We start from the raw sequence: 12,996 nt of genomic DNA, 5'->3' as shown, positions 1-12,996 counted from the left end.
GTGCGACCGATGCGATAGAACGCCGCTCAGTCCTCGACGTCCACCTGAGCGATGATGTCCGCCATCCGAATCCATGACGCGAACGTGTGGATGATCGTGTCGCTTGCCAGGAAGAACTCGCCGAGATCGGAGCGATGATGTAGGTACGCCCCCGGTCTGGACGCGTCCAAGGAAAGTAGTGCGCCGCTGGGCAGCGGTTTGCTCCAGAGGAACTGGTGGTAGCGCCGCAATGTCGGACTGTGTTTGTCGGGGTCTCGTCCCCCGGTATCTGAGCGGACGTCAAAAGCAGTGTCGATCACTGGCAGTGGAACCATGCTCGCAACTCTAATTGAGGAGTCCAGAACGTCAGCTCTCTACAGCCACGTTCAGCGGCCACTTCCGCAGGACACGAAACGCAACCGATCGAAAAGTCCCGGGCTTGACCGATGCGATCGGTCCAGCCGCTCTGCCCTCGTTGACAACTCCCCCGCCCACGACCGCCGCGATCGCTGGTGCTGTTGTCATATGAAACATTATCGGTCCGAGCGATTCGACGTTCGTGGTGAAGTCCCGCCGTTTTCCGAGCGCGGCCCCATCAATCCGTGCGAAAAGGTTCCCGGCTCGGGGCGAAGGGAAGCCAGTCGGCCCGCGAGAGCGTGTCTCCTGGCAGCGATGAAGGAGATGTAGGAGAATGGGGCGGTGTTTGACGAACAGTAGGTGACCGCGTCACCGGTAGGAGGTTTCCACCTGGTGATAGCGCCTAATCGCCATTCGACGCTTAGTTGTCACCACGGCCTGCGTCGGCGCCGTCAGCTTTGTATGGAGCGCTGAAGGATGGCTGCGGTGAAGGGGACTTCCGCTCAACGAGGAGGTTCCACCGGTTCGGAGCGAGTGCGCGCCTCACGCGATGGCGACCGATTCCACTACACCTGGGCTGCAACTCGCCTACTGCACCTACTTAGCCCATCGTCCAATTTGCAACAGGTATCGATCGAGGGGCTCGGAACCTCTCCATCAGAGGAAGAACCCGACGGCGCCGAAGTCATCGACCTCGTTGAGTTTTACGGGCTTTCAGGGGAGGACTTCACATCCCTAAATGTGCGTCAGTTCAAGCATTCCACCCTGAATCCCGACCAAAACCTGGCCCTGGGCGAAGTCCGCGACATCCTCAACAAGTTCGCGCTGCTCGACGAAGCATTGCGCGCGCAATACCCGCATGCAGCCATCCGATTCTCAATTCTCACGAATAAGCCGATTGCCCCCACGGCGATCAGCGCAGTCAGCGATGTCGCGAGCGGTAAACAGCCTGCGGCGGGATCGCCGGCCGCCAGACTAATAGATGGAACGAGTCTCAGTGTCGAAACCGCTGAGTCTCTATGCTCCCGACTCGACCTGCGAGGCGGTGAGCCAAGCATCACCGCTCTTCGCCGTGGGCTCGACCAGGGGATTCACGGACTCACTGCTGACACCGATCTTCGAGTTTCTGCATCCCTCGTCGACCTCGTTGCGTCACGTGCGAGCACCGAGTCCAGCGGGCCAATCCGGCAGGCCGACGTGCTAGCAGCCTTTGGCTGTCGGCGGGATGAGCTCGCACCCGCGCCGTGCCTCCTTGACACCGCACCATTCATCGCCCGAGATGTGTATCAGGACCTGGCAGACCGAGTTCTTGAAGCGCCCGGCTCGGTAGTAGTCGTCACGGCCGAAGGAGGGGTCGGCAAGAGCACGTTCGCTCGGGCGCTGCCTGGCTTGCTAGGCGATCGTGCCGACGTCATAATCTACGACTGCTTCGGGCGTGGCTCCTACCGCAGCCCAGATCGTCCGCGACATCGCCACCGAGATGGGCTTGTTCAGATCGCCACCGAAGTTGCAGGCCTGGGTCTCGGGCTTCCGATCATTCAGGCCGGCAACCTCGCCCCGGAGGAGTACGTTAAAGCCTTCATTCGCCGTATTAACGGTGCGAGTGAGATGCTCGCGCAGATCGGCATGCGGCAGTTGGTCATCGTCGTGGATGCTGCTGATAGCGCGGCGATAGCTGCGGCAGATAACGCAGACCCAAGGCCATTCGTGCGTGACATGCTTCGACTAGACGATGCCGTTCCAGCCAACGTTCACATCGTTCTGACGTGCCGGCCAGAACGTCGACATCTCCTGGAAGCTCCGGTGGGCATCCCGACACTAGAGCTACCTGCATTCACTGCCACGGAGACAGCCAAGATCGTTCGTGTCACACATGCTTCGGCGTCTAATCCGGACGTCAGGGAGATTCATGACCGAACTGCGGGAAATCCGCGAGTCGTAGCAACAGTGCTATCTCAAACTACGTCGATTCAAGAGGCACTTGGTCGCCTGACTGGGCTTACGAGCGCATCATCCCCCCTCGACGCTCTCATGCAAGATCAGGTCGCCAAGGCGTTGGACAACGCGGGGGGACTGCGAGCAGAACTCGAGCGCACTGCACAGCTCCTTACCCTCTTGCGCCCCAGTGTCCCGCTGAACGTGCTTGCGGAGCTTGCCGGCACTCAAGTTGCGGCCGTGCGTAGTTTCATCGCAGACCTAGGTCGCGGCCTGATCTCGAATGGGGAAAGCGTCCAATTCCTTGACGAGCCGACAGAGACCTATTTCCGTTCCCGACACCCCGCGACATTTGAGGTCGCAGCCCAGGTCGCGGCCAAGCTCCGAGAGTTGAGCGGCTCCTCGGCCTACGCTGCCGCATCCCTGCCTGAGGTTCTCTGGAGTGCGAATCTTCACGATGAGCTCCTCGCGCTGGTCGCCACGGACGACGCCTTGCCGTCCACGAGCGGCGTCGAGCGCACTCAGGTCGAGCACTCTCGTGTCGAGTTCGGACTTCGTGCGGCTGTTCGCCTCCGGCGTCCGGATTCGGTAGTGCAGCTCGCTATGCGCGCTGGAGCCGGGCGAGCGGGGAGGGGCCGACAGCTCACGATCATCAGGGACTACCCGGACCTAGCGGGTTCGGGCATGGTCACCCGAGTAATTAACGAATTGATTGCATCTCGGGAAATCCCGCAGACCTGGCCGGGGTCCACGCTCGGTGCCGAGGCGGCGTTGCTCGCGCATTCCAGTGGGGGTGTGAGTGCAGCAAGGAGCAGGGCCCGGCAGGCAGCCGCAGCCATTGCTGCATGGGTGCACACGCCGAGAGGGCCGCACTCCCGATACGAGGACGTCACCCCACTTCAAGTAGCACACATCGCGCTGGCAATGTTGCGAACGGATGGACCCGAGACAGCTGTTCGCTACTTGTCTCAATGGCGGCCAGCACAATTCGTCCTCGAATCGAGCGCAGAGCTCGCACACGTGCTGATCTCGCGCGTCGATGACGCGGACGTATCACGCCTGATCACGAGTTCTACACATCCCGCGATGCTCCTTGGCATCTTCGGCGAGATGCAGCGTGTTGGAATGACCGCTGACGCCAATGTCGTCGATGGCGCATGGGCGACACTGAGCCGAATCCGCGCTACCCTAACTGCCGACGAATTCCAGAATCGGAATGCTGAAGATGTTGCGCTTCGAGGGGCTTCGTGGGTCTGCGCTCTCGCAGTACGTCACTCAATCACCAGCGCAACCGTAGCCGCCGAACGACTGCGCAGGTGCCTGCCGCCCTCGCTGCCTCGCGGACTCGGCGATCAATTCGGTCATGGTCGGCCCGGTCTTCTCTTGGCCATCGCATTACATACCGAGCTCAAGGGTGAGGTCCTCGATCTAAGGCACTACCGTCCTGTCGGAGTCGCAGAGAAGCGAGGAAAGTACGATCCCTCGAAGGCTGACGACGAGGACCTGAATCGCTATCTACTGCCCTCTCTCGGCTGGCTCAGGACTTGGGCACAGTACGCCCTCGGCGGACTAGATCCGCAATCCGCCGTGGACGCGATCAAGAGTTACCCCAAACGTCACTTCCGAGACGAGACCTGGTCGATGAAGCTCCGACTTGCTCGGCAGATTATCCCGCTGATCGGGTCTGCCTTTGAGGAAAAATCGGTAGCAGACGAGTGCGCGCGAGTCATCCAGGCCATCGCAGCTGATACCCCTGTGCCGGGCGCACGAGATCTGATCTCGGGTCTGCGCGGCGACCCCCGTTTCGGAACGGCTGTCATCGAGCTTGCCAACGCGGCACGCCTCGCTCTTGTCAAAACCGCCGACACGGGCGACAGCAAGGCCGAGACGCTAGTTACCATCGCTCGGGGACTCCGAGCCTTCAGCCGGGCAGAGGCAGGAAGCTACTTCGACCTGGCAGTAGAGGCTGCGACAGGAGTAGGCGATGATGCCAATCATCGATGGGATGCGATAGTTGCACTCACACGGGCGTCGGCGGGCATCGATCAAGCCGATGCAATAGCGTTGGCTGCGCGCGTGACTCATCTGAGCGAGGCCGTCGAGCCGATCATCTATCGCGGAATCAGCCAGCACCGCCTCGTCTCTGTCCTCGCGCTCCTCTCGGGCCCGAACATTCTGCGAATCCTAGGACAATGGCGGGATCGTCGATTCGGGGAACTCGACTGGCAATGCCGGGGCCTCGTCGAAGGCAATGGCGCTTTGCTGGAAAGGCGCCCAGACCTCAGGGTCGTCCTGGCGGTATTTTCGACGAGCTTCGACCTGGACGGTGCGCTCCGCGGACTTGCAGCGCAGGACAGTATCGACGCGAAGGTTCTCTCCGCCATTAACGACCTCGCGGCGCGACTAGGACAATCTCTAGACGTAACGTTCGCGCAATCGCCGCTTCCCGATCCTCCATCGCTTGTGAGGACTGAGGCAGTTCCAAGCTCTGCGTTCACTCCCACGTCAGCTGAGCAGGCAGAGCGGGTGGCGAAGGTTGATGAGTGCAAGGCAGAGATCGCCGCTCTCGACCTCACCCAGTCAGGCGGGGTAGATGTGGCCATCGAACTTCAGCGGGCAGCGCCCGCATTTGGCGAAAACCTCCTCGTCGCGGAGGTTTTCTCGCGTCCACAGCTCCAGTGGGGACTAATCCTAGATGCCGCATCGAGCTCAGATAACCTCAGCAGCTACGACCTGGCCCAACTCCTGAACACGGCCCTTGAGCGTCCTCGTACTGCACAGTCGTTCGTGGAATCCCTGAAGAACGCGATCACGGCATACGTCGAACGGTACGGTGCACAGTTGCTTCACGGGAATTGGCTGACCTTTGACCTCCATGCGGCGGCGACACTACTGGATGTAACCATCACTGATCTCCTGCAACGTGCCCTCGACCATCTGGATCTCGAGGAAGCGCTGATCGACGCCGATCACTGCTACATGCTTGCAGCCGGAGCCTCCGCAGTACTCGACCCTTTAACCGCTGCGCGCGTACTAAGCGAAACGATCGGTTCGTTCGAGGCGGACCTGGGCATCGAATCGCCGACGGCTACAGGACAGTCGCCCGAGGATTCGATTGATGTCGCGGTAGCGAACTTCCTTTGGGGTGCACTCGGCGACCCGCGCTCCGCAGTTCGTTGGCAGGCCGCGCACGCCGTTCGCACTGCCATCGAACTCGGCGTAACCGATGTGATCGTTGCGCTTCGCACGGCAGTCGTTCGGGGAGACGCGGCCGGGTACGCCGACCCACGATTCCCCTTCTATGAAATGAGCGCTGCTGAGTGGTTCCTGATCGCTGTCGAGCGCGCAACGCGCGACGATCCCACCGCCATCGGTGTGCTCCTGTCCGCAGTGGCGGAACTGAGCAGCCGTTATCCAGATCATGCGACGGTTCAAAGGCACTGTTACTCAATTGCGCAGCTTACCGCCACCTCGGATAGCGCCTCTGTTGGCACCGATTGGGAGGCTCAATTAGCGGAGCCTGTCGTACTTGAGAATTGGCATCGGCCCGGACATTCAAGTCCCATGATGAAGGGAGCGCCGCGAGCTGAGCTCCGATTCGACTCCGACTTCGATGAGTACGTCCTCGGGAAGTTGACAGAAACCATGGTCATCACGCACCAAGAAGTGCTCGAGGCTGCGAGCACGCTCGTCCTTGATGAATGGGGTTGGCGGGACAACGGCGACCATGCAGAAGACCCGAGGCGGGCGGCAGCCGTCTACCAGGATGGCGAGACCTACGGCTACAAGTGGCAGGTCCCCAGAGCCGAAGACCTGGAGTACAACTTAGAACGTCACGCGGCGCTGACCGTTGCCGGGCGGCTCATGCGAACTGCTGTTCCATATCGCGACCCTGATGCCGACCAACCTGACATCTTGAGGTGGGTCGCGGGCTTCGACATCGCCCGCCCCGACGGACGGTGGATTACCGATCAGCGAAGACCAGTTCCCGGGTCGCTCATGGCATTCGGCCCGCGAGGAAACAGCCGGATCGACGAAAACGCATTCTTGGCTGCACTTGAACCCGCTAGGGAGTGGGTGACAGTCTGGCAGTCGGCGTCTGTTACTGAGGACGGCCGCTCCTTGACGAGCCACGTCGCCTCAGCGTTGGTAAACCCTGAGGCTACCGACTCGCTTCTGCGAGCACTACAGTATGGCCAAGGCTCTTGGAACTTTCGAATCCCATCAGCTGATCCTGAAGACAAAGAATTTCAGTTCAACTCGCCTCCGTTTGAGCTTCGAGGCTGGGTATCGACTCCGTATACCGAGGGTGGGATCGACCGGCTAGATCTTCTCGCAAAAGAGCTGACGCCCATTCTCCCCGGCCCTTCGGCCGCGGCAATCGAGGCGCTCGGCATCACCTCGATCGCGGGCGGTCTTCACTGGCGGGAGGGCGCTGGCGGGGATTTAGTGCTTGCCGCCGAGACGTGGGCAGAGATTTCCGACGGTCGCGAACCGCGAGGGCCCTCAGGCCATCGGCTTCGCATCACCAGGCCCGCTCTCGATAAGCTGTTGAATCGTCTGGGGCGAGTTCTCGTAGTTGAAGTGCGTTTGAGGCAAGAGGACCGCCGTGATCGGTACGGCCTCGATTCTGAGGATGAAGGAGGTGATCAAGATCGTGACAACGACTTCCGGGTCTTCTCCTATCGGCCAGGGGCAGGATGGAGCGACTCCAGCGGGCGTGTTGGAACTAGGCAGATTATTGGCGTCTGACCTACAGCACACCGATACGCTCGGACGCTGGATCGCTCACCACCTCGCGGAGAAGATGACCGGCCTACAACAGAAGACTGAGTCCGAGAGAGCCATCGCCGAGGCCGAGGTCGTTGACCTAATACTCCGCCTCTGGGCACTCCGCCGTCAGCTTCCTGGCGGACGGCTGCCTCTCGCTGAAGTGGATGAGGTGGAGGCGGCAATCGCAAGGTTGGCACCGGGACGACGGCCGTGGGCCTACTTCGGTGCGTTCACTGCTGACACCGAGCCAAGTGAAGCAGCGACAGAGTCAAGCACCACTCTGAAAGCCGCGCTGCTCGTCGACCGACTTGCTGGCGACCTCGTTCACGGGCTGATCGCCCGTGCTGCCGCGCTTGCGGAAGGGGATGAGGCGGCTTGGGTCCCGCAGGCCGAGCAGATCGGTGATGACACGCTTCGGAGAGTTCGCCTCGTTCGTGTTGACCCTGATAACAGCGAAGACGCCACCGAGAGTGAGGATTGGAATAGCGAAGTCAAGACGAGGGCCACCGCGTTGGCATCGGTAGTTGCGGCACTGGTCGTTGCTCTCGAAGCAGAAAGTTCTGAACGCCCGGGCCAGACTGGTGACTGAGCTTGACGGGTTCGACCGACAACGACAAATTCGGCCGCTATCGTTCACCTGTGCGACGGTGCGTTCGATTTCGAATGCTGTAGCTGCCTTGTGCGGTGCAACCGAGCGGCTGCCCATGTCCCGCTCATCGTCCTTGCAGCCACTCGGCAGCGGCTAGATGACGAACCAGAGTGGCCGTCCCCGAAAGTGGGGGTATGACTTCGACGTCCAGCGCGGTGGGGACTCCAGATGGACCACTATCGTTGTCAGAGATCATGCGCTGAAGGATGAGCCGGACGGCTTCTTCTGAACGCTTCGCATGATTCAATCGCCGCCATCAAGGGATGTTAACGACGATTCGGCGGGGGCCAGCGAATCGATATTGGGAGCGCAAGTGATTGAGGGGGCCGGCACGGTTGTATCAGATTCAGGCGTCGAAGGAGTCTCCATGGTCTGGGCACCGCCGTCGGAGCCCCTCGCCTACTCGCGCGGCATGTCCCCGGCTTCGAATAGGGTCCTCCCATGAGCACGATTGATGAGCAAGGGCCGTCACCGGAAACGCGCATGTCGCAGGTCGCAGGTTGGTCCGCGAGCCTGGGATTTGTCCTCAGTGCTTATGCGCCGTTGGCATTGATCATCGGCGCAGTGAGCCTTTCGGAGAGTCTGATTCTTGCCGTTTGCTGGGGGGTGGTGGCGCTCTTGCTCGCGCTTTCTGTTCTGGGGATTCTTATGCGTCGAACCGGTTCTGTCGGTGCACGACATATCAAGTATTCAGACGCGGAGGACCAGGGCGGCGCAGTGGCGGGATACCTAGCTGGGTATCTTCTTCCGTTCTTGGTGGTTCCGACAGCAAATTTCGGCGTGATGATCGGATACGTAATCTTCTTTGGGCTGGTCACGTTCCTTCACATGCGCTCAAACCTCGGTCTCATCAATCCCACGCTGTACGTTCTGGGCTGGCGGGTCTCTCGAGTGACTGTTGCCGGCCGCCGGGTTTTCTACGTGCATCGCGGAGATATCCCTGTCAACGGGGCCGGCAACGTCGTCGAGTACAACGCCGTTTACATCGATAAGAAGTCAAAGAAATCGAGTTGAAGCAACCCTTGACCACCAAGCTAAGTCCTCATAAATCTGAAGTGATTCTGCCGTCAGGAGACCCAACGTTGATGGTTGGTTGGCGTCGCGGGAAAGCTATTAGTGCTCAGCCAATCAACCTCCATACCGATACCTTTTCTGCACTTGCGGAGGTCGCTAAGGAGGCTCTGGCCCGATTGTCTGCGTCAAGGGGGAGGCCCTATGAAGCCTCCTCCGCTCTGGAACCGGGCGAAGAACACTATGTGATCCCCATCGCCGGCCTACCGTCTGGCTCGGAGACGGTGTCGTTTCCCCCAGACACAAGCACGCCAGCCATGTCAGATTTGTCCAGTGAGCCAACGCCAGTAGCTTTGATGGTGGCTTTGGGGGCCGTGGCCGAGGCCGTGCCCCTATCCGCAGACAGACTGGCGGGCGGCACTTTCCTCTTTTATGGCATCTCTTATGGGGACGGCGTCGATACAGTCACGTTTCTCCGTAAACACGATCCGACACAGTCTCTGAGACGTGGGTTCGCGGTCTTCTCGTACGGCGACACACTGAAAAGAATCTCAAAGCCTGATTTTGTCCTGGAAAACGATGTCGACCTCGTCATAACGAGCACGACGATATTTGCGTTCAACAAGGTCGTGTTCGAGATGATCATGTCGGACGTGCGCGTTGCGCTGCAGCAGGTACCGCAGTTGGCGGAGAGCGTCGCATCAGCATTGTCGACTGCAGTCCCTCTTGATGGCCGCTCTCAAGAGGCTATCTCTCTCGTCTGCTCAAAGAGCGTGTCCCTGGCCGTTCGCCTTCGCTCCCTACCGGCCCGAATCGCTTCTGCCGGTCTGACCCCTGAAAAGGTCCGTGCCTCCATGGTGTCTCACGGTGAGGACGCTTCTCGACTCTTGGACACAGACGGAACCTTCAACTTCGGCGAGGACGACGTCGCTGCGTTTCTCGACGTTATTGAAGGCCGATGGTTTGAAGATGATTTCACCGCGGAAAAACGTCGCGCCGACCGTCTTTCACGCCGATAACGGTTCTCGTACCCTCGTGAATCTCACATTGGACAAATGACCTTCTAACGGCGTATTTGGGTGGTCCCGGCGGCGAGCATCGTCGCACGATCGCCGGAGAAGATCTAGCCGTTTGTGCGTCTCGGAGCGTTCAATCTGCGCGGCACTCTGGCCTGGAGCACCCAGATACACGAAAACCAGGGTCGACGCCCTTCGTCCAGCGGGACGGGTGGCGGGAAACCGCTTTGTCCTCTTGGTTGTCGGCCAGGTGAAGGTTGGAGTGTCTATGGCAAATCCGAACTGCCCACTGGCGGGTTTCGGGTCGGCTGACATAACCGCTCTTATCGGCCCTGAGCGGTGCAGGACGGAGTCGTCCAACCACTAATTCGGGGATTCTCGGGGTGTCGACTTTGCAGCTACGAGGATATTGCTCCCAATTAGAGAGATCAGGATCGGGCTGATCTTGCACTGTCGCTCCGAATGTTTTTCCGATATTGCGGGCAACGCTGCCATGGCCACGCATCCCAGGCAAATTCCCTTCCGTTGATCCGGATGTCTCCGTTGCTGCTCGACATTTGGGTACACTTTCTGGCGCGTCTCGGCGGGGCTGATACAAGCGGACTATTAGTCACATTGGTGATGGCCGCCTGTGCAGGATTCGCGGGGAGACTTGCGCCGGCGCTTCGGAAGGCGGTGGCATGCCAAGATAAGACTGGCGAATTGGCCGAACCAAAGTGGGGGACGTTCTGGCATGTCGAAATCACAAGTAGTCGCTCAGGCTCTTGACGGGGATCGACTGTATTGCCAGGTCTCCTCGCCTCACAAGGGCGGCTCGCACCTCTGCGCCCCCGAGTTTTGCCTGCGGTATCGTCCCGCCGCACGGTCGACCAGTCCGACGACTCGGCCACGACGCATTCCGATGAGTTCGCGACCCAGCGAGCTAAATCAACCGGTTGGAAGGTCCCGCGCGAGTGGCGAGCTTCGTTACCGCGTTCATGTTTCGCAGCGTTACCAGGCCACGAGCAGTCAGCTGCTGGCCCAGGTGTTTCACGATTCCGGTAGCCTGTTCGCGAGCTACCCAATTTGAGATTATGCGTCGTTTTTCGGAGATAACCTTCGCGCTTTAAGTGAGTTGACTCTCGGCAAAGCGGAAATTACGACGTCGTCGACTTGGAGGTCAGCGAGTGCCCGATCTCGAACCTGACCGAGATACGTGACGTGCGCACTGAGCGCTTGCTCCGCGGCATCGGGATTACCGTTTGCTATGGCGGTTGCGATCCGGTCGTGCTGCTGCCACACTTCTTGTCGCCCGAGCAAGTCTACGAACATGTCGTTCGTAGCAGGCCGGCTGAGGTGTACGGCCGTCATCGCCAATTCAAGGATCTTGTTGCGAGCGGCGGCGGTGATCGCGGAATGAAACTCGAGATCGAAATCAAGCCATTCCGTCATCGGCAGACTGAAATCGCGGGCAGCCTCCAGCGGGCCGCGAATGGCTGCGATGTCCGTTTCGGTACGCCGCACTGCCGCCATCTTCACGCAGATACGCTCAAGCTCCCACCGCGCCTCGTCCACGTCGTGCACCGAGATGTTTCCTACTCGATACCAGAGCTGGATGGCCTCGCTCAACTGCTTTGCAACGTCGTCGGCATCCGGAACCGCCACGAAGCTTCCCCCCGACGCACCCCGCTGAAATGTAACAAGGCCGGTCGCGGAGAGCAACTTAAGCGCCTCCCGGGCAGTTGCACGGGATACGTCGAATGTCTCACCGAGCTCATTCTCACTCGGTAATCGCTCCCCCGGCTCCCAAACGCCTGTGGTGATAGCGGTTCTCAGTTGCCGCGCTATCTGACCCGATGCGTCCCGCCGAGAGAGAGTGGTCGCTTGGAAAGCTCGTCGAGCCATGGGAGCCTCCGTCGAAATTAGGGCTTTACATTTGCGTGGTTTAGGGAGGATAGTTTCAACACAACGTAAATGTCTAACATTTAATATTATAAGCTATTTTTCCAATGTCTGTTTGCCGTTCGCACCTTACTGCGTAGAGGAGCACCATGCGTATGTCCCCCGGATGGTTGACCTTTCGCAGACTGTATGTTCTGCACTGGGCCACACCTTTTCACGGGGAGGTCCGACCCAACCTCAGCACGAGAGCCTTGTCTCCGTCCTCACTTCGTGAAACAGATGGAGTACTGACCGCGCCGCTGCCGCCCCGCTCTAGGCGATACATGATCTGCATGCGAAAACTCCTCTGTCATCGCGACGGCGCCGCAACAGTCGTAGATGCAAAATGCGATCTACGGCCCTTGCGCCGGCTATGTATTCGCTCCGATGGCGCCCGTGTCCAGCTGTTCGACATCAACATCCTGCTGGGCGACAACATGAATTACAGCGAGATACTGACGATGTCAATCGGGCACATCCCTCTAGGAAGAGAACGCAGAGGGACTTCCTACCTCAGACGAGAAGGCCCACTATGACTGCAACCCACCTGACTCAGCCCGATCGCCTGATCACCATCAACGCCGACATGGGCGAAGGAATCGCCATCCACTCGTTCGGGAATGACGACGCACTGCTTAGCTTCGTTGACACGATCAACCTCGCCTGCGGAATGCACGCGGGTGGCCCAAATGAAATGAGCAGCACGGTCGAGAAGGCTCTTGTCGCCGGAGTAACGATTGGAGCGCATCCAGGGCTACCCGATCTCGCCGGCTTTGGTCGACGTTACATGGCCCTCGACCCGGAGGAAGTACGCGAACTCGTTCTATATCAAGTCGGCGCCCTCACCGGTTTCCTCCGAGCAAATGGCGCTCCTCTTCATCACATCAAGCCCCACGGAGCACTATATGAAATGGTGACGCAGAGCGAACCGCACATGGAAGCGATCTGTGATGTCGCGGAAATCTACGGCGTGCCTAAGCTCGGGCTTACTGGCACTCGACAGGAGAACGTTGCAAAGCGCCGCGGGATACAATTCGTCGCAGAATTTTACGCTGATCTTGATTACAACGACGACGGAAGCGTCATAGTCGCTCGTCGCGCCAGCTCCCGAAATCTCGACGACGTCGAGCAGCGCATCCGGCGAGCCCTCGAGCGGGGCAAGATACAGACCGTTACTGGCAAACAGCTACCCATTCGCGTGGAATCGCTCTGCGTACACTCCGATATCCCAAATGCTCCCGCTGTAGCCGAAAGAATCCGCAGCGTTCTTGATTCCCATTTAGCCGGTATCGAACCCTAAAGGAGCTGAGGGCTCACACCGTCGAACTAGATGTACGTCAATCATTTTCAGACAAC

The 12,996-nt window shown here is 59.6% G+C and carries 7 protein-coding genes and 1 pseudogene; 5 read left to right on the top strand and 3 right to left on the bottom strand.

Annotated features, from left to right (window positions below; genetic code table 11):
• Window positions 1-26 precede the first annotated feature (26 nt).
• Window positions 27-314 (bottom strand): hypothetical protein, encoded by a 288-nt coding sequence (locus tag E3N85_RS16730; protein ID WP_241978345.1) that lies wholly within the window; start codon window positions 312-314, stop codon window positions 27-29.
• 640 nt (window positions 315-954) lie between these two features.
• Between E3N85_RS16730 and E3N85_RS06265 the strand changes: the two genes are divergently transcribed.
• The 4 genes from E3N85_RS06265 to E3N85_RS06250 all read left to right on the top strand — a co-directional run bounded on the left by E3N85_RS06265 (window position 955) and on the right by E3N85_RS06250 (window position 9,723).
• Complete coding sequence (locus tag E3N85_RS06265; protein WP_198412067.1) at window positions 955-7,023, top strand: hypothetical protein; 6,069 nt, start codon at window positions 955-957, stop codon at window positions 7,021-7,023.
• The gene (locus E3N85_RS06260) at window positions 7,013-7,633 is read left to right on the top strand and encodes a hypothetical protein (protein WP_198412066.1); all 621 of its coding nucleotides are present in this window, start codon (window positions 7,013-7,015) and stop codon (window positions 7,631-7,633) included. Before E3N85_RS06265 ends, E3N85_RS06260 begins: the two co-directional genes overlap by 11 nt.
• A 501-nt stretch (window positions 7,634-8,134) precedes the next feature.
• Complete coding sequence (locus E3N85_RS06255) at window positions 8,135-8,707, top strand: hypothetical protein (RefSeq protein ID WP_134460891.1); 573 nt, start codon at window positions 8,135-8,137, stop codon at window positions 8,705-8,707.
• 8 nt (window positions 8,708-8,715) lie between these two features.
• On the top strand, window positions 8,716-9,723 hold the full coding sequence (locus E3N85_RS06250; RefSeq protein ID WP_206751239.1) for a hypothetical protein: 1,008 nt from the start codon (window positions 8,716-8,718) through the stop codon (window positions 9,721-9,723).
• A gap of 1,068 nt (window positions 9,724-10,791) precedes the next feature.
• Here E3N85_RS06250 and E3N85_RS06240 read toward each other — a convergent pair.
• Both E3N85_RS06240 and E3N85_RS17110 read right to left on the bottom strand, forming a co-directional pair.
• A complete protein-coding gene (locus E3N85_RS06240) occupies window positions 10,792-11,328 on the bottom strand; it encodes a FadR/GntR family transcriptional regulator (RefSeq protein WP_241978344.1) in 537 nt (178 codons plus the stop codon).
• Window positions 11,329-11,391: 63 nt separating this feature from the next.
• A pseudogene (locus E3N85_RS17110) lies at window positions 11,392-11,604 on the bottom strand (winged helix-turn-helix domain-containing protein); the annotation flags it as partial.
• 568 nt (window positions 11,605-12,172) lie between these two features.
• On the opposite strand from E3N85_RS17110, the gene E3N85_RS06235 reads away from it, so the two are divergent.
• Entirely contained in the window at window positions 12,173-12,940 is a 768-nt protein-coding gene (locus tag E3N85_RS06235; RefSeq protein ID WP_134460882.1) for a 5-oxoprolinase subunit PxpA, read from the top strand.
• The last annotated feature ends 56 nt before the right edge of the window (window positions 12,941-12,996 follow it).

The sequence above is a fragment of the Cryobacterium sp. Hz9 genome (genome assembly GCF_004402825.1).
GTDB lineage: Bacteria > Actinomycetota > Actinomycetes > Actinomycetales > Microbacteriaceae > Cryobacterium > Cryobacterium gelidum.
This window is presented reverse-complemented; position numbering and strand designations above follow the sequence as displayed.

Coding starts and splice junctions, on each gene's coding strand:
- E3N85_RS16730 (WP_241978345.1), bottom strand. CDS start 314: ATGGTTCCACTGCCAGTGATCGACACTGCTTTTGACGTCCGCTCAGAT.
- E3N85_RS06255 (WP_134460891.1), top strand. CDS start 8,135: ATGAGCACGATTGATGAGCAAGGGCCGTCACCGGAAACGCGCATGTCG.
- E3N85_RS06235 (WP_134460882.1), top strand. CDS start 12,173: ATGACTGCAACCCACCTGACTCAGCCCGATCGCCTGATCACCATCAAC.